This is a genomic window from Pseudomonas entomophila (assembly GCF_013523165.1).
Lineage (GTDB): Bacteria > Pseudomonadota > Gammaproteobacteria > Pseudomonadales > Pseudomonadaceae > Aquipseudomonas > Aquipseudomonas entomophila_A.
In genome coordinates this window covers 1-16,172 of record NZ_JAAMQI010000031.1, presented here as the reverse complement: position 1 = coordinate 16,172, position 16,172 = coordinate 1, and the positions used below count along the sequence as shown (strand labels likewise).

The following is a 16,172-nucleotide window of genomic DNA, read 5'->3' as shown; positions in this document are numbered from 1 at the left end:
CCGCAGGGCCCACAAAGCTCTATAATTAATTCATTACAAATCAACAAGTTATTTTATTTTTTGTGGGAGCGGGCCATGCAGCCTGACAAGAAGCAGAGGCTGCACATAGGCCGGTACAGCCTGCCAAGGACGCAGGGACTGGGCAGCGCTTCAGTCGGGGAACAGCTGGCCAAGCAGGTGACGGGCTTCGGGGGAGCCTTGGGCCGCTGCCAGCTCCAGCCAGTGGCGTGCGCGCTCGGGTGCCGGATCGGGTGCGTCCGCGCACAGGCGGCCATATTCGAACTGGGCCTGCGGGTCACCGGAGCGGGCCGCCTGACGCAGCAATTCGTGGCCCATGCGCCGATCACGTGCGCTGCCGCATTCGTGGCAGAGCATCTGGCCCAGGCGACTTTGCGCCACGACGATGCCTTGGCGGGCAGGCTGCTTGAGCAGGCGTCCGGCCAAGTGCTTGATGCGGGGTTTGCTGCCCAGGTGGGGACTGTCGAGCAACCAGAGGGCGACCTTGAGCGTGAAGCGCTTGCCCGGTGCAGTGTCAGGAACACCGTGAGGGAGCGAGACGGTTTTTTTGCCTTGAAACATATGCGCAAGCGTTGAAGCGATGTGGGGCGCGCCACTCTACGCCTTTTTCCCAAGCGGATCCCGCGATCAGGAGCAAGACATGCTGAAAATTTTATTTCTGCCTGATTTTCAGACGAACGGTACAGGCTCGGATTATTAGCCGCTTGATTGTCAGACAATGGCACTTTCTCAGACAGCCTCGTGCTAGAGCCTGTGAGACGCACAATCCACAGAAGCTGTGGATAACTCGGTGGACAACCTCTTGGACAACCGCTCAAACCCTTGTGGAATGGGCGCTACAGACAAACTGGCGTTTTTTTCACCAGTTCAAATAAGTGTTTTTTTTCATTGACTTAACGCCTGCCGGAGTGCATCCACCGTCAGCAGGCGTGTTCTGACGAGCTGCAGGCTTGGCCCAAACGGATTGTGTACAACCTGAACAAGATCGCTATATCCCTGGTATCCCTTAGCACTTTTGCCGCCTGCGAGGGTCCAAGCCCCCTTCCCATCCGCCCGCTGAATGGCCATAATGGTCGGCTTCCTGGGACATCGACAAACTGCTTGCACAGCCTGCACGTCTTGTGTAGTGTGTCGGTCGTTAGTACCCAAGCTGAAAAATCAAAAGGTCGCTGACCAGGCGTTCGACACTCGAACCTGCTGCCTGGCTGCACCGACTCCTCGGATGGTTCACTCGGCAGCCCAGGCTGCTCCAGCACGAATCACCTCTCGGATTATTGATCAGGACCTGCACCGGGCGTTCTTGAACCTCGTTCCCGTGTGTTGCCTGCCTTCTGAAGTACCTACCAGTCAGCCCAGCGCGCTCGATCATGCGCCCTCTCTGGCTGCTCTGTTCCAGACGGGTTCTGCGCCTTTTTCCTAATTCTTGGCGCCACTGGAACGTTTTCATCGTGCACGGTTCGAATCCGTGTCAATTGCAGGACATCCAATAATATGAATACGCATCATCAGTTCCAAACCGCCATCGGCGCCCTGTCCCAAGCCTTCGCGCCCATGAAGTGCCTGATCGTGGCACCGCGCAACGGCAGCTTCAGCTTCACCCTCGTCGACGAGCATGGCATCGCTTGCCACAGCGAGCGCCTGTATCCGGAACAGTACAACCGCGCCGGGACCTTGCAGGCCGTCATCGACCGTACGCGTCAGTCCATCACCGCGTGAACGCGCCCGCGTTCACCGTTCGTGCACATGAAGAAATGCCCGGTCCCTCGGCCGGGCTAATCGCCAGCGGGCATATGCCTGCCGTCTTCAGGCTGCAATCGATTTAAAAACAGTCCTTTACCTCAGCCTCATCACACTACACTTCAACTTGAGCGGTCCAGACCGCTTTCGGCGGGTCCGGCTGTGATCCATTCGCTGCCAAGCGCCCGGTCCCGTCGGTCATCCACGTGCGAGGGCATCATGGCATTCGCCGCTATCGAGTTGAGCCAATACGTCATTCGTCCCACGCTCGAATACCTGGGGCGCCACACGGTTCCTGCTGAAGCTTTGTTACTGGGCGTTGCCGCCAGCCAGTCGGCCCTGGGTGCAGGGCTGTGCGATCGGCGCGGTCATGGCCTCTACCGCATCACTGCACCGCGTCACCACGGTCTCTGGGACACCTACCTGGCCGCCGACCCCGACCTGGCCAGCCTGGTGCGCGGGCTGGCCAGCCAGCATGCGTTCCTGCGCGGTCCGCACATCGAACTGACGGTCAACCTGCGCTACGCCACGGCCATCGCCTGGATGCTCATCGAAGCGCAGGCCGCGCCCCTGCCAGCGGCCAACGACCTGATGGGCATGGCGCGGCTGTGGCGTCAGGTATTCCATCCTCAGGGGCGATTGCGCGACTTCACGACGGCGTGGCAAACCTGTGTCGACCCCGGCATTCCCTTGGCATCCTGAAAACACCTACACGCTATTCTGGTTTTGTCCTACAAAGCGGTTAGATTGTCCTACAAAACTCGTCTAACTCCCTAAAATTCGCCTATAGCGCCCTGCGCAAAATGTTGGTAGCGTTCCGCCTCGGAGATCCCAAGGAGTTCTAATAATGAAAAAAGCAATGCTCAACACCTCCCTCGGTCTGGCTGTCGCACTGGCATCCGGGCAACTGCTGGCCAACGGCTTCGCGCTCAATGAGCAGAGCATCAGCAGCATGGGGGTAGGTTTCGCGGGTCGTTCTTCCTCTGCCGAAGACGCAAGCACCATCTACGGCAACCCTGCCGGCATGTCACAGCTCAAGCGGGCGCAGGCGACCGTGGGTGCGGCGGGCATCTTCGCCAAGTCCGACATCAGTGGCAGGAGCACCTTCGGGGGGGAAACCGACGGCGACATGGTACCGGTCGTCGCCGTGCCCATGGGCTACTACGTCAAGCCCCTGGACGATCACTGGACCGTGGGCTTCGGGGTCTACGTGCCGTTCGGCCTGGTCACCGACTATGGCAGCGACGACGCGGCACGCTACTGGGGCAAGAAGAGCCACGTCGAGGTCATCACCTTCCAGCCGACCATCAGCTACGCCTTCAACGACAAGGTCTCGATCGGCGTCGGCCCGACGTTCAACCGTATCCGGGGCGAGCTGGGGTCCAACCTGCTTAACCCACGTAGCCCGGGCCGCAACGACGGCGAGGTCAAGATCAAGGGCGACGACACGGCCGTCGGCTACAACGTCGGCCTGCTGGTCCAGGCCACCGACCGCACCCGCATCGGCCTGACCTACCACTCGATGGTCGACTACAAGCTCGAAGGCAAGACCAAGGTGAGTTCCACCGCCATCGGCCCGTTCAGTGGCAGCAAGTTCGACGCCGACCTGACCATCAAGACGCCCGAGTCGGTCGACCTGTCGGTCACCCATGCGCTCGATGACCAGTGGACCTTGTACGCAGGTAGCACCTGGACGCGCTGGAGCCGCCTGGAGCACATCATCGTGAACAACGATGTCCCCGCACCGCTTGCAGGCTCTCCGTTCGCCACCATCACCGAAGAGCAGAACTGGCATGATACCTGGTCGCACGCCATCGGTGCGGCCTACAAAGTGAACAAGCAATGGACGCTGCGCAGCGGTTTCACCGTCGATCAGTCGCCGACCAACAACCACGACCGCTCGCCGCGCATTCCGACCGGCGATCGCAAGATGGTCAGCCTGGGCGCCGGCTGGAGCCCGAACGACGACATGACCATCGACGTGGCCTACTCCTACCTGTGGGAAGAGGACGCCAAGGTCAACCTGGCAAGCTCGACCAAGGGCGCCTACCGCGCCAAGTATGAAAACAGCGCACACACCGTCGGTGCTTCGCTGACCTACCGCTTCTGATACACGCCCATGAACACGGCGCCCCGTCCAGCCTGGACAGGGCGCCGTGTTCATTTGGGCGACTCATTGCGCAGGCGAGGCGATGGCCTTTTCGATGGCGGCCTTGAAGGCCTCGTCGTCCGGCTTGGTCAGGCTGGAGAAGCTGCCGATCACCTTGCCCCGGCGGTCCACGACGTACTTGTAGAAATTCCATTTGGGCGCACTGCTCTGGCGCGCCAGTTCGGCGAATAGCGGGATCGCATCGCTGCCACGGATCGGTTGGGCCTTGGTCATGGTGAAGGTCACGCCGTAGTTGGCATAGCAGACCTTGGCGGTCTTCTCGCTGTCGCTGTCTTCCTGCTTGAAGTCATTGGACGGCACGCCGAGCATCTCCAGGCCCTGGGCGTGATAGTGCTGGTACGCCGCTTCCAACCCTTCGAACTGCGGGGCGAAGCCGCAGTAGCTGGCCGTGTTGATGATGACCAACGGTTTGCCCGCGTACCGCTCGCATAAATCGATCTGCCCCTTGCCGCGCAGCTCGGGCAGACTGCCTTCGAGCAGCGCCGGACACTCCTTGGCCCACGTGGGACCGAGTGCCGAAAGCGCCAATAATGGGACAATCCACCAACGTGCCTGCATGTGCGTTCTCCTGCCGAACATTCCTGAACGTGCAGCGTAGCGGCTTATGCACGGCTGTGCGTGGTTCTCTCAGTCGGCGGGGCTTCGGCCGGCTTCGACCTGCCGGGCCAGACGCCGCCGAATCGGTTCGAACAGCGCCGTGGCCTGGCGCGCCACGGTTTCGGTTGGTCTGTTTCGGTGGCCTGACTCACTGCGGTGTAGCTACGGGTGTGAGCGGCCCCTGCCGGGGCGCCGGACCAGGCGCGATTGGGCCCGCCAGGGTCCACAAAATCCGTCAGTGCGATGGCGCATGAGTCGACGGATGTCTACAGAAGAGGCCGCTCAAAGCACCCATCCGACCAACACCACCACTTCCAGCACCTCGAGCAACGCCCCAGCCGTGTCGCCGGTGGTACCGCCCAGGCGTCTGATCATCGCGGCGCGCAGCCCCATGAAGGCGACCAGAACGAGGCACAGCGTCATGACGCCGGCACTGCCCAGGCACAGCAGGAAGGCCAGTGCACTCGCGCCCAGCACCCATCTGCCCTGTCTGACCGGCAGATGCTGCGCCAGAGCTTCGCCCAGCCCGCCCGGTCGCACGTAGGGCGTGCACAGGAACAGTGCCAGCAGCGCGGCCCGTCCGACCACGGGTGCTACCAGCAGGCCAAGGCCGTCGCCCTGTTCGATCAGCGCCAGCAGCGCGCAGAACTTGAGCAACAGCACCAGCACCAGGGTCACCACGGCGATCGGCCCGCTGCGCGGGTCTTTCATGATCCGCAGGGTACGCTCGCGATCGCCGAACCCACCGAGCCAGGCATCGGCGCTGTCGGCCAGGCCATCGAGGTGCAAGGCGCCACTGAGCATGACCCAGAGGCTGAGCAGCAGGGCAGCCTGCAGGTAAGGGGGAGCACCCCCCAACGCCTGACTGGCCAGCCACAGCACGCCCCCGAACACGGCCCCGACCACCGGGTACCAGAGCAGCGAACGGCCCAGCTGCGTGGGTGTCGGCATGCCGGGCAAGGTGACCGGCAGGCTGCTCAGGAACTGCAAGGCGATCCAGAACGGCAGCATGTCAGGCCTCCTCGCGCAGTGTGCCATCGGGGTCGACCTGCAGCCGCGACAGGCTGCCATGGGGCACCTCGACCTGCAGCAGCTGCTCGCGTGGCAACCCGCGCGCGCGGGCCAGCAGCAGGCGGATGACGCCACCGTGGGTGACCAGCAGCACCGACTGCCCGGCATGGCGCTCGCGCAACCGGGCAAGTGCACCCAGGACCCGCTCGGCGAAGGCTTCGACCGGCTCGCCCTGGGGAGGCGTGAAGCCATAGGGGTCGGCCCAGAACGCCCCCAGGGCGTCGGCGTCGGTCTCCATGAGCTGGGCGGCGCTGCGCCCTTCCCAATCGCCGAAATGCAGTTCGCGCAGGTCTGGCTCCAGACCGAAGGGTACGTTCAGGCGCTGGGCCAGGGGTTCGGCGAAACGGGCGCACCGCTGCAGGGGCGAACTGAGCACCACCGCCCATGGGCCCGCGTCGGCTACGGCGGCCTTCATCTGCGCCCAGCCCTGCTCGGTCAAGGCATCGTCGAGGCTGCCACGCAACCCGCCGCCCAGTTCGGTCTGCCCGTGGCGCAACAGGTCGAGCCTCATGCCGGACGATCCGCCACGGCGGCCTCGGCGAAGGTGGCCATGTCGGCGTGCAGGGCGCAGGCCAGACGTAGCAACGGCACGGCCAGGGCAGCGCCGCTGCCCTCCCCCAGGCGCAGGCCGAGGGCCAGCAACGGCTCGGCGTCGAGCGCCTCGAGCACCTGCCGGTGACCTGGCTCGGCGCCCCGGTGGGCGAACAGCAACCAGGGGCGGCACGCCGGGTTGAGGCGCACGGCGAGCAACGCCGCCACGCTGCAGATGAAGCCATCGACCAGCACGGCGATGCCCCGTTGAGCACAGGCCACGTAGGCGCCTGCCAGCGCGACCAGCTCGAAGCCGCCGACGCAGGCCGCAGCGCGCCAAGGGTCCTGGGCGTCCAGGGCATGCACGGCCAGCGCCCGCTCGATGACCTCGGCCTTGTGCCGCACACCCGCCTCGTCCAAGCCCGTACCCGGGCCGCTCAGGGCGGCCGCGCCACACCCGAGCAGCACGCTGGCCAGGGCGGCGGCGGCCGTGGTGTTGCCGATGCCCATTTCCCCGCCGATGAACAGGTGCGTACCGGCCTGGGCGGCCCGCTCGATGCTGTCACGCCCGGCTTGCAGGGCGGCGTCGGCCTGGGCCTCGGTCATCGCCGGCTGGCGCGTGAAGTTCGCCGTACCGGCGCCCAGACGCAGGTGGCGCACCCCTGGCAGTGTCAGTGCAGGGTCCACGGTGCCGAGGTCGACCACGTCGAGACGCGCCTGCACCTGGCGCGCGAGCACGCTGATCGCGGCGCCGCCGGCGACGAAGTTGCCGAGCATCTGTGCGGTCACCGACTGCGGGTAGGCCGAGACGCCCTCGGCCACCACGCCATGGTCACCGGCGAAGACCGTGATGGCGACCTGGTCCAGGCGCGGGCGCTCACGCCCTTGCAGCCCGGCCAGGTGGATCGCCAGGGTCTCGAGCTGGCCCAGGGAGCCGGCCGGCTTGGTCAGTTGGCGTTGCCGCTCGGTCGCCTGAGTCATGGCGGCGGTGTCGATGGGTTGGCAGGCATCGCGCCACCAGGGGTGCGTCATAAAGCAGGTCCTTTGAGCAAGAGAGGAAGGCCAGCGACCGTGAGTACCACGCGCTGGCAACGTTCGGCGATCGCCTGGTGCAGCCAGCCGGCCTGATCGACGTAACGCCGGGTCAGCTCGCCCATCGGCACCACGCCCAGGCCGGTTTCGTTGCTGACCAACAGCACCACGCCGGGCAACGTGTCGAGGCACTCGAGCAGCGCATCGCGCTCGCGTGCCAGGCGTTCGGGGTCTTCGAGCATCAGCAGGTTGGTCAGCCACAGGGTCAGGCAGTCGACCAGCAGGCAGCGATCGGCAGCGGCCGAGGCGCGCAGGGTCGCGGCCAGGGCCAGGGGTTCTTCGATCAGGCCCCAGGCGTCGGGGCGGCGTTCGCGGTGCAGGCGCACGCGCGCAGACATTTCGCCGTCGAGCGGCTCGCTGGTGGCGATGTAGGTCACCGGCAGACCGCTGTCCGTGGCGAGGCGCTCGGCCAGCCGGCTCTTGCCGGAGCGGGCACCGCCCAGGATCAGGTTACGCATTCGGGCTCACTCCACACAGGGCGCGCAGGCGCGCGGTATCCAGGTGCCGCTCGACCAGGTCGGCCAGGCGGTCGATGTCACGCTCGCGCACGCCGTGGTAGTCGAAGGCCTCGACCGTCTCCAGGCCCGCCCAGCGCAGCAGCGCAGCGCACGCGCGCTCGTTCTCGAACAGGCCGTGCAAGTAGGTCGCCAGCACCTGGCCGTCGTCGCTCACGGCACCGTCGCAGCGGCCATCGGCCAGGCGCACGGCCGGACGCGCCAGGGCCGCGCCGGTGGTCACGCCGGCATGGATCTCGTACCCCTCGATCGGCACTTCGCCCAAGCGCAGCACCCCGGTGACGTTGCGCAACTGCTTGTCGGCCTCCAGCACGGTCTCGTAGTCCAGCAGGCCCAGGCCCGGGCTGGTGCCGGCCGGACCTTCCAGCCCAAACGGGTCGTGTACGGCCTGGCCGAGCATCTGCAGCCCGCCGCAGACCCCGATCACCTTGCCGCCGTAGCGCAGGTGACGCGCCAGCGCCTGTGCCCAGCCGCGCTCGCGCAACTGCGCCAGGTCGCTGCGCACGCTCTTGGAGCCCGGCAGGATGATCAGGTCGGCAGCGGGAATCGGTTCGCCGGGGCCGATGAAGTGCAGGTCGACCTGCGGGTGCAGGCGCAGCGGGTCGAAGTCGGTGTGGTTGCTGATGCGCGGCAGCACCGGCACGATCACCTTGAGCAACTGTCCCTGCTTGGGCGCCTGGCGGGCATCGACGGCGTCCTCGGCCTCCAGGTGCAGGTCGCTGACGAACGGCAGCACGCCGAGCACCGGCTTGCCGGTGCGCTGCTCGAGCCAGTCCAGGCCAGGCTGAAGCAAGGCGATGTCGCCGCGGAAGCGGTTGATGACGAAGCCCTGCACGCGCGCCTGCTCGCTGGGCGAGAGCAGCTCGAGCGTGCCGACCAGGTGGGCGAAGACCCCGCCGCGGTGGATGTCGGCCACCAGGATCACCGGGCAGTCGACGGCTTCGGCGAAGCCCATGTTGGCGATGTCGCCGGCCCGCAGGTTGATCTCGGCGGGCGAGCCGGCGCCTTCGACCATCACCACCGGGTAGGCGTCGCTCAGCCGCTGGTGGGACGCCAGCACGGCCTGCATGGCGACCGCCTTGTAGTCGTGGTAGGCCACCGCGTTCATGCTGGTGACGACCCGCCCGTGGATGATCACCTGGGCGCCGGTTTCACTGTTGGGCTTGAGCAGCACCGGGTTCATGTCGGTGTGCGGCGCCAGACGGCAGGCCTGGGCCTGGACGGCCTGGGCACGCCCGATCTCGCCCCCTTCGGCGGTGACGGCGCTGTTGAGCGCCATGTTCTGCGGCTTGAACGGCACCACCGCGACACCCTGGCGCAGCAGCCAGCGGCACAGCGCGGTGACCAGGGTGCTCTTGCCGGCATCGGAGGTGGTGCCCTGCACCATCAGCGTGGTCATGTTCGGCTCTCCTGGAGCGACGGTGGAAAGGCGTGCAAGGCGTCGGCCAGGCGTTGCCAGTGGGCTTCATCGGCCGGCAGGCCCAGGCGTACGGCAGCCGGGTGCTCGAACAGCCGCACCAGAATGCCCTGGCGGGCCAGGTGGTCGTGCAGGCGGGCGGCCTCGGGCGTGGCGACGTACTGGAACAGGTCGCACCCGCCCGAGGGGGCCAGTCGCGCGGCCTGGAGCAGCGTCGCCAGGCGCTGGCTGGACGCGGCACATCGTGCGGTCTGCAGCGCGCAGGCCGGTGTATCGTCCAGGCACGCCTGCCCGACCACCCGGGCCGGCCCGCTGACCGTCCAGGGGCCGAGCATGTCGGCCAGTCGGGCGAGCAGCGCCGGCTCGGCCATCACGAAGCCCAGGCGCACACCTGCCAGGCCGAAGAACTTGCCGAACGAGCGCAGCACGATCAGCCCCGGCTGCCTGGCCTGATCGACGAGGCTGTCGGCGGGCGTGTTGTCCATGAACGCCTCGTCCACCACCAGCCAGCCACCGCGGCGGGCCAGCCGCGCGTGCCAGCCGAGCAGGCGCTCGCGGGACAGGCGCAGGCCGGTGGGGTTGTTGGGGTTGACCAGCAGCAGGACGTCCAGGCTGTCCAGGGCGCCATCGACCCCTTCGGCGCCCAGCGCCACGACTTGGTGACCGGCCTGGGTCCAGGCATGGGGGTGTTCGGCGTAGCACGGCGACAGCACGCCCACGCGACCTGGCGCGCGCAAGCCCGGCAAGGCCTGGATCGCGGCCTGGGAGCCGGCGGTGGCGAGCAGCGCCTGTGACCCGTAGTAGCGTCGCGCGGCCTGCTCGAGGCCATCCTCGGTTTCTGGCAGGCGAGCCCAGGCCTCCTGCCCGATGACCGGGATCGCGAAGGGCCAGGGGGCGATCCCGCTGGACAGGTCGACCCACCGTTCGCGCGCGATCCCGTAGCGGCGCACCGCGCCGAGCAATCGTCCGCCATGTTCTATCAAAGCCGATGCCTCTCTGGTGCGCCACTGGGCGCTGTTGATGATGGAGGGAAGTGTGTGCCACATATCACGCGAACCTGAACGCGCCCATGCCTCGGCGAGGCCGGCAGGGCTCCACCGGCGCCATCGCGGGCAAGCCCGCTCCCACAAGCTGCTTGCGCAGCCATGCCTAGATCGACGGCTGCAGAGATCTGGGTGGGTGCTGGCTTGCCAGCGATCGCGGTGGCGACGCGCCGCGCTATCTTGAGCAGGCAGGCGTTCGTTCAACCCAGATAACCTGCCAGGCAGATGACCAGCACCCACAACCACACTCCGCGACTCACCAAGGCCCAGCCGCGTTCGATGGACTCGGCATCGGCGGCAGGCCCCTGCCCCAGCGCAGGACGCTCGTGCAGTTGGCCGTGGTAGATCGCCGGGCCACCCAGGGCGACGCCCAGCGCACCGGCGCCAGCCGCCATCACCGGGCCGGCGTTGGGGCTGTCCCAGGTCGGGGCCTGGCGCTGCCAGCAGCTCAGGGCCAGGCGGGTCTTGCCGAGCACGGCATAGGTCAGCGCCACCAGGCGCGCCGGCAGGTAGTTGAGCCCGTCGTCGATACGCGCCGCCGCCCAGCCGAAGCGCTCGAAGCGCGCGTTGCGGTACCCCCACATGGCGTCCAGGGTATTGCTCAGCCGGTACAGCACCACGCCAGGCGCGCCGGCGACGATGAACCAGAACAACGCGGCGAACACCGCATCGCTGCCGTTCTCCAGGACCGACTCGGTCGCCGCACGGGCCACCGCCGTTTCGTCCAGTTCGGCCGTCTCGCGGCTGACCAGGTAGCTCACGCGTCGTCGCGCTTCGCCCAGGTCGCCCTGACGCAAGGCGGTGGCCACCGGCAGCACGTGCTCGCCCAGGCTGCGCAGACCCAGCGCGCAGTACAGCGCCAGCACGTCGACCAGCCAGCCGATGCCCGGCAGCCCGGACAGCACCAGCGCCACCAGCGTCAGGGGCACCACGGCCAGGCACCAGGCGCCCACGCCATGGCGGCGTTGGCCCCGGCCACCGGCGTTCAGGCGTTTTTCCAGGCGCCCCGCCAGACGCCCGAAGGCCACCAGCGGATGACGGCGGCGCGGCTCGCCGAGCAACGCGTCCAGGGCGACGCCGATCACGGTCAGCAAGGCGATGCTCATGGGCGCTGCTCCCAGCGGTTCTCGAACACGAAGGTGTCCAGCGGCTGCACCTGCGCCCACTGCTCCAGCGCCAGCATCGGCGCCGGGTAGAAGGCCTCGACGGGCCCCAGGCACAAGATCGCGACCGGCTTGGCCCCCGGCGGCATGCCCAGCAGCTCGCCCAGGGCCTGCGGGTCGAACAGCGACACCCAGCCCATGCCGAGCCCTTCGGCGCGGGCCGCCAGCCAGAGGTTCTGGATGGCGCAGGCCAAGGAGGCCAGGTCCATCTCGGGCAAGGTCCGGCGCCCGAACACGTGGTCCTGGCGCCCGTCCATCAAGGCGGCCACCAGCACTTCGGCGCAGTCGCCGATGCCCTCGACCTTGAGCTTCATGAAGTCTTCGCCACGCTCGCCCAGGGCTTGGGCGGTGCGCTGGCGTTCGTCTTCGACCTGGGCCTGGATGCGCACGCGCAAGGCCGGGTCGGTGATGCGCACGAAGCGCCAGGGCTGCATCAGCCCCACGCTGGGCGCCTGGTGCGCAGCGGCCAGCAGCCGTGCGAGCACGGTCGGCTCGACCTCGCCCCCGATGAAGTGGCGCATGTCGCGCCGCTCGCCGATGGCCCGGTAGACCGCCGCCCTTTCGGCCTCGCTGAAGGCATGTGCGCTCATGGTCGCAACAGCGCAGCGGCTGCCTCCGGGTTGGAGGGGAAATAGAAGTGCACGTAGGAGGCCGTCAGCCTGCCGAGCCGGTACACCGCCTCGGCGCCCCGGCCACCGTTGGGGCTGTGGCCGCGGGCGATCGGCTCATGCGGCGTCTCGGTCAACGAGTGGTGGTAGGTGTGCCCGCGCAGGGCGCCCTCGGGCAGATCGACGGTCTGCAGGGCCAGCGCCGCCAGGCGCTTCTGCATGACCGCCTCGCCGCTGAGCAGGCCCAGCAGTTCGGCACGCTGACCCGCCACGTCGGTCAACGCCTCGAGCAGGTAGAGCATGCCGCCGCACTCGGCCAGCAGCGGCTTGCCCTCGGCATGATGCGCGCGGATCGCCTCGGTCATGGCGGTGTTCTGCGCCAGGGCGCCATGGTGCAGTTCCGGATAGCCGCCCGGCAGGTAGAGGCTGTCGACCGCGGGCAGGACCGTGTCGTGCAGCGGCGAGAAGAACACCAGGTCGGCGCCCATGGCGCGCAGCAGATCGAGGTTGGCGCCATAGAGGAAGGCGAAGGCTTCGTCACGGGCGACCCCGATGCGCACCCCGGCCAACAACGGCGGCGTGGACACCTCGCCAGGCGCGGCGAAGCGCACGGCCGGCGGCAAGGCCGCATCGCAGCTGGCGCCCAGGGCCTCGGCAGCGGCATCCAGACGCTGGTCCAGGTCGTTCAGCTCGCTGGCCTGGACCAGCCCCAGGTGACGGCTGGGCAGTTCGATGCCGCGTTCGCGCGACAGGCCGCCGTACCAGCGCAGCCCTTCGGTCAGGCTGCCTTCGAGCAGCTGCGCATGACGCAGGCTGCCGACCCGGTTGGCCAGCACCCCGGCGAACGGCAGGTCAGGCTGGTAACGGGCCAGGCCCAAGGCCAGCGCACCGAAGGTCTGGGCCATGGCGGTGCCGTCGATGACCGCCAGCACCGGCACGCCGAAGTGCCGCGCCAGGTCGGCGCTCGACGGGGTGCCGTCGAACAGCCCCATCACGCCTTCGATGAGGATCAGGTCCGCTTCGCCTGCGGCCTCCCACAGCAGCCTGCGGCTTTCTTCGACGCCGATCATCCACAGGTCGAGCTGGTAGACCGGCGCGCCACTGGCCCGTTCGTGGATCATCGGGTCGAGAAAGTCCGGCCCGCACTTGAACACGCGCACCGTGCGCCCCAGGTTGCGGTGCAGCCGTGCCAGGGCGGCGGTGACCGTGGTCTTGCCCTGGCCGGAGGCAGGCGCGGCGATCAGCACGGCCGGGCAGTGGCGCGCCTCCCTCACAGTTCGACGCCCTTCTGCGCGCGGATGCCGGCCTGGAAGGCGTGCTTGACCATGCCCATCTCGGTCACCGTGTCGGCCAGCTCGATCATCTCGGGCTTGGCGCCGCGCCCGGTGACGATCACGTGCTGCATGGGCGGGCGTGCCTGCAGGTCGCTCAGCACCTGGTCCAGGTCCAGGTAGCCGTGCTTGAGGGCAATGTTCAGTTCGTCGAGTACCACGAAGTGCACGGCTGGGTCCTGCAGCATCTGCCGCGAGACGTCCCAGGCGGCCTCGGCCGCAGCGATGTCGCGCTGGCGGTCCTGGGTCTCCCAGGTGAAGCCCTCACCCATGACGTGGTAGCGCACCTCCTCCGGGAAGCGCCGGAAGAACAGCTCCTCGCCGGTGCTCTGGCGCCCCTTGATGAACTGCACCACGCCGCAGCGCATGCCGTGCCCCATGGCCCGGGCGAGCATGCCGAACGCCGAGCTGCTCTTGCCCTTGCCGTTGCCGCTCAGGACCAGCAGCAGGCCGCACTGGTTGGGCGAGTTGGCGATGCGCTCGTCGATGATCGCCTTCTTGCGCTGCATGCGCGCCAGGTGACGTTGATCACGGTCGTCGGGGGATGGGTTCATCGAGGTTCTCCGCAAGCTGCCGGCCCGTCGCCAAGCGACAGGGGTCTGGCGAACGCCAGGCGACAGATGAATGACAGACTCACGGAGACGCGCAGGGGCTGCGACAGGCGCGCAGGGTCCGCGCATCACCCTCCGTGATGCCGTTTGGGCAGTGACAGGCCGGTCTCCGGGCTTGCGCGCGGCCCGATGGGCCCTCAGGCGCCTTCCCGGGTGAATGCCCAGTGGCCTTGCCTGATTCGACGCGCTTACCGTTGCGGGGGCAGCGCCGGACTCGCGCCTTGACGGCGCCCACCGGCTTCCCAGTTTCACCCTGCCCAGCGATGGCTGGCGGGGCACCTGAAACGAAGCGCGAAGGGTAGAGGGTTGCCGGCGGAGCGTCAATCGAACCCCCGCCCCGACACGACCACAGGCACCGTCGCGGGGAACCTCCTGGCCCGGTCGACCTTCTCATTTCAAGCGAACCATCGGTCGAGGAAACGGACATGGGCAAGGTACGGGTTGCAGGCATGCTGGTGATGATGGTCGGCCTGGGAGGTTGTGGCGAGGCGGCGCGGCTGAGCGTCAGCGACGGCACCGGGCCGGCCCCGCAGCTGCCCGAACCCGACCCGCGTCTGATCCCTACGGTGAACATCGCGCCTGCCGTCGGTTGGCCACGGGGCGCCACCCCGACAGCGGCGCCGGGCACGCAGGTCACGGCCTTCGCCAGCGGCCTGGACCATCCGCGCTGGCTGTACGTGCTGCCCAATGGCGACGTGCTGGTGGCCGAGACCAACGCGCCGCCCAAGCCGGACGACACCCGTGGCCTGCGCGGCTGGGTGATGGAAAAGGTCATGAAGCGGGCCGGTGCCGGGGTGCCCAGCGCCAACCGGATCACCCTGCTGCGCGACCAGAACAAGGACGGCGTGGCCGAGATGCGTGCGACCTTCCTGGAAGGGTTGAACTCGCCCTTCGGCATGGCCCTGGTGGGCAACGATTTCTACGTCGTCGATACCGACAAGGTGCTGCGCTATCACTACGCTCCCGGCGCCATGCAGCTCACGGGCGAAGCGACGACCGTGACCGACCTGCCTGCCGGCACGCTCAACCACCACTGGACCAAGAACGTCATCGCCAGCCCGGACGGCAAGACCCTCTACGTGACCGTCGGCTCCAACAGCAACGTCGGCGAGAATGGCCTGGAGCAGGAGCAGGGACGCGCGGCGATCTGGGAGGTCGACCGCGCCACCGGTCGGCGGCAGCTGTTCGCCTCGGGCCTGCGCAACCCCAACGGGATGGCCTGGGAGCCGAGCAGCGGCGCGCTGTGGACGGTGGTCAACGAGCGGGACGAGATCGGCAGCGACCTGGTGCCGGACTACATGACCTCGGTCAAACGCGGCGGTTTCTATGGCTGGCCCTACAGCTATTACGGCCAGCATGTGGACGTGCGGGTGAAGCCCCAGGCACCGGATCAAGTGGCACGGGCGATCGCTCCGGACTACGCGCTGGGCCCGCACACCGCCTCCCTCGGCCTGGCCTTCCTTCAGCCAGGCGTCTTGCCGGCCCCGTTCGAACGCGGCGCACTCATCGGGCAGCATGGGTCGTGGAACCGCAAGCCCCACAGTGGCTACAAGGTGGTCTTCGTGCCCTTCGACGCGCACGGCACGCCCCAGGGCCAGCCGATCGACCTGCTGAGCGGTTTTCTCAACGACAAGGAAGAAGCGATGGGGCGCCCGGTGGGCGTGGTCACCGATGCACGCGGTGGCGTGCTGGTGGCCGATGACGTGGGCAACGTGATCTGGCGGGTCAGCAAGGCGCCTTGAGTACAGGGCTGGGGGGAGCGCGTGCGGTCTCGTGGAGAATATGGGAATAGCTGGCAGTGTTCGGATACTGTGTTGCTGATCGGTTTCTGAGGCCGCTTTGCGGCCCATCGCGGCACGGGGGCCGCTCCTACACCCGTAGCACCACCGCAGCGTTGCGAGCTGTCGCGGTACCCTGTGGGAGACACGCAGTCGCGTGGAGAATATGGGAATAGCTGGCAGTGTTCAGATGCTGTGTCGCTGATCGCTTTATGGGGCCGCTTTGCGGCCCATCGCGGCACGGGGGCCGCTCCTACACCCGTAGCACCACCGCAGCGTTGCGGGCTGTCGCGGTACCCTGTGGGAGCGGCCCCCGTGCCGCGATTGGGCCCGCCAGGGCCCACAAAATACCTCAAGCCACTATGAACTGGTCAAGTAATTTTGGACACCGATTAAGGTTTATGCCGCCGCTTTGAGCTTTTCCTCCATGGCTACGGGAGTTTCGTAGCCGTTGTAGCTGTGGAGGCGCTTGAGGTTATACCGCACCAAG

Annotated in this window: 16 protein-coding genes and 1 riboswitch; of the genes, 4 read left to right on the top strand and 12 right to left on the bottom strand. The window is 67.5% G+C overall.

The features are described from left to right. Nucleotides 1-150: 150 nt before the first annotated feature. A complete protein-coding gene (locus G7Z99_RS18175) occupies nt 151-579 on the bottom strand; it encodes a tetratricopeptide repeat protein (RefSeq protein WP_181096249.1) in 429 nt (142 codons plus the stop codon). 930 nt (nt 580-1,509) lie between these two features. Here G7Z99_RS18175 and G7Z99_RS18170 point away from each other — a divergent pair. The 3 genes from G7Z99_RS18170 to G7Z99_RS18160 all read left to right on the top strand — a co-directional run bounded on the left by G7Z99_RS18170 (nt 1,510) and on the right by G7Z99_RS18160 (nt 3,865). Beyond that, a complete protein-coding gene (locus tag G7Z99_RS18170) occupies nt 1,510-1,734 on the top strand; it encodes a hypothetical protein (protein ID WP_060394666.1) in 225 nt (74 codons plus the stop codon). A 240-nt stretch (nt 1,735-1,974) separates the two neighbouring features. Further along, entirely contained in the window at nt 1,975-2,457 is a 483-nt protein-coding gene (locus tag G7Z99_RS18165) for a hypothetical protein (protein WP_181096247.1), read from the top strand. A gap of 145 nt (nt 2,458-2,602) precedes the next feature. Next, complete coding sequence (locus tag G7Z99_RS18160; RefSeq protein ID WP_181096245.1) at nt 2,603-3,865, top strand: OmpP1/FadL family transporter; 1,263 nt, start codon at nt 2,603-2,605, stop codon at nt 3,863-3,865. Nucleotides 3,866-3,928: 63 nt separating this feature from the next. Here the strand turns inward: G7Z99_RS18160 and G7Z99_RS18155 are convergent, their stop codons facing one another. From G7Z99_RS18155 to cobO, 11 genes are all read right to left on the bottom strand, one after another. Then, nucleotides 3,929-4,483 carry a glutathione peroxidase gene (locus G7Z99_RS18155; RefSeq protein ID WP_181096243.1) on the bottom strand — a complete coding sequence of 185 codons (555 nt, stop codon included), beginning with the start codon at nt 4,481-4,483 and terminating at the stop codon, nt 3,929-3,931. Between the two features lie 321 nt (nt 4,484-4,804). Then, the gene (locus G7Z99_RS18150) at nt 4,805-5,533 is read right to left on the bottom strand and encodes an adenosylcobinamide-GDP ribazoletransferase (protein WP_181096241.1); all 729 of its coding nucleotides are present in this window, start codon (nt 5,531-5,533) and stop codon (nt 4,805-4,807) included. Nucleotide 5,534: 1 nt separating this feature from the next. Beyond that, nucleotides 5,535-6,104: a histidine phosphatase family protein gene (locus tag G7Z99_RS18145; protein ID WP_181096239.1), complete on the bottom strand. Its 570-nt coding sequence runs from the start codon at nt 6,102-6,104 to the stop codon at nt 5,535-5,537. Beyond that, nucleotides 6,101-7,156, bottom strand: a complete 1,056-nt coding sequence (gene cobT, locus G7Z99_RS18140; RefSeq protein ID WP_181096237.1) for a nicotinate-nucleotide--dimethylbenzimidazole phosphoribosyltransferase — start codon at nt 7,154-7,156, stop codon at nt 6,101-6,103. Before cobT ends, G7Z99_RS18145 begins: the two co-directional genes overlap by 4 nt. Further along, nucleotides 7,153-7,674, bottom strand: coding sequence for a bifunctional adenosylcobinamide kinase/adenosylcobinamide-phosphate guanylyltransferase (gene cobU / locus G7Z99_RS18135; protein ID WP_181096235.1), 522 nt, complete (start codon nt 7,672-7,674; stop codon nt 7,153-7,155). Before cobU ends, cobT begins: the two co-directional genes overlap by 4 nt. Further along, on the bottom strand, nt 7,667-9,130 hold the full coding sequence (locus G7Z99_RS18130; protein ID WP_181096233.1) for a cobyric acid synthase: 1,464 nt from the start codon (nt 9,128-9,130) through the stop codon (nt 7,667-7,669). Before G7Z99_RS18130 ends, cobU begins: the two co-directional genes overlap by 8 nt. After that, nucleotides 9,127-10,131 (bottom strand): threonine-phosphate decarboxylase CobD, encoded by a 1,005-nt coding sequence (cobD, locus tag G7Z99_RS18125; RefSeq protein ID WP_181096275.1) that lies wholly within the window; start codon nt 10,129-10,131, stop codon nt 9,127-9,129. The genes G7Z99_RS18130 and cobD overlap by 4 nt, the downstream gene beginning before the upstream one ends. 260 nt (nt 10,132-10,391) lie before the next feature. After that, complete coding sequence (gene cbiB, locus G7Z99_RS18120) at nt 10,392-11,297, bottom strand: adenosylcobinamide-phosphate synthase CbiB (RefSeq protein ID WP_181096231.1); 906 nt, start codon at nt 11,295-11,297, stop codon at nt 10,392-10,394. Next, nucleotides 11,294-11,944: a 5,6-dimethylbenzimidazole synthase gene (gene bluB / locus G7Z99_RS18115; protein WP_181096229.1), complete on the bottom strand. Its 651-nt coding sequence runs from the start codon at nt 11,942-11,944 to the stop codon at nt 11,294-11,296. Before bluB ends, cbiB begins: the two co-directional genes overlap by 4 nt. Further along, nucleotides 11,941-13,236: a cobyrinate a,c-diamide synthase gene (locus G7Z99_RS18110; RefSeq protein WP_181096228.1), complete on the bottom strand. Its 1,296-nt coding sequence runs from the start codon at nt 13,234-13,236 to the stop codon at nt 11,941-11,943. Before G7Z99_RS18110 ends, bluB begins: the two co-directional genes overlap by 4 nt. After that, entirely contained in the window at nt 13,233-13,847 is a 615-nt protein-coding gene (gene cobO, locus G7Z99_RS18105; RefSeq protein ID WP_181096226.1) for a cob(I)yrinic acid a,c-diamide adenosyltransferase, read from the bottom strand. Before cobO ends, G7Z99_RS18110 begins: the two co-directional genes overlap by 4 nt. 140 nt (nt 13,848-13,987) lie before the next feature. Beyond that, nucleotides 13,988-14,202: riboswitch (cobalamin riboswitch) on the bottom strand. A 127-nt stretch (nt 14,203-14,329) separates the two neighbouring features. Here cobO and G7Z99_RS18100 point away from each other — a divergent pair. Continuing rightward, nucleotides 14,330-15,646 carry a PQQ-dependent sugar dehydrogenase gene (locus tag G7Z99_RS18100; RefSeq protein ID WP_181096224.1) on the top strand — a complete coding sequence of 439 codons (1,317 nt, stop codon included), beginning with the start codon at nt 14,330-14,332 and terminating at the stop codon, nt 15,644-15,646. The last annotated feature ends 526 nt before the right edge of the window (nt 15,647-16,172 follow it).

Coding starts and splice junctions, on each gene's coding strand:
- G7Z99_RS18150 (WP_181096241.1), bottom strand. CDS start 5,533: ATGCTGCCGTTCTGGATCGCCTTGCAGTTCCTGAGCAGCCTGCCGGTC.
- G7Z99_RS18100 (WP_181096224.1), top strand. CDS start 14,330: ATGGGCAAGGTACGGGTTGCAGGCATGCTGGTGATGATGGTCGGCCTG.
- cobO (WP_181096226.1), bottom strand. CDS start 13,847: ATGAACCCATCCCCCGACGACCGTGATCAACGTCACCTGGCGCGCATG.
- G7Z99_RS18165 (WP_181096247.1), top strand. CDS start 1,975: ATGGCATTCGCCGCTATCGAGTTGAGCCAATACGTCATTCGTCCCACG.
- G7Z99_RS18130 (WP_181096233.1), bottom strand. CDS start 9,130: ATGACCACGCTGATGGTGCAGGGCACCACCTCCGATGCCGGCAAGAGC.
- bluB (WP_181096229.1), bottom strand. CDS start 11,944: ATGAGCGCACATGCCTTCAGCGAGGCCGAAAGGGCGGCGGTCTACCGG.
- G7Z99_RS18155 (WP_181096243.1), bottom strand. CDS start 4,483: ATGCAGGCACGTTGGTGGATTGTCCCATTATTGGCGCTTTCGGCACTC.
- G7Z99_RS18145 (WP_181096239.1), bottom strand. CDS start 6,104: ATGAGGCTCGACCTGTTGCGCCACGGGCAGACCGAACTGGGCGGCGGG.
- cbiB (WP_181096231.1), bottom strand. CDS start 11,297: ATGAGCATCGCCTTGCTGACCGTGATCGGCGTCGCCCTGGACGCGTTG.
- G7Z99_RS18170 (WP_060394666.1), top strand. CDS start 1,510: ATGAATACGCATCATCAGTTCCAAACCGCCATCGGCGCCCTGTCCCAA.
- cobT (WP_181096237.1), bottom strand. CDS start 7,156: ATGACGCACCCCTGGTGGCGCGATGCCTGCCAACCCATCGACACCGCC.
- G7Z99_RS18160 (WP_181096245.1), top strand. CDS start 2,603: ATGAAAAAAGCAATGCTCAACACCTCCCTCGGTCTGGCTGTCGCACTG.
- cobU (WP_181096235.1), bottom strand. CDS start 7,674: ATGCGTAACCTGATCCTGGGCGGTGCCCGCTCCGGCAAGAGCCGGCTG.
- G7Z99_RS18175 (WP_181096249.1), bottom strand. CDS start 579: ATGTTTCAAGGCAAAAAAACCGTCTCGCTCCCTCACGGTGTTCCTGAC.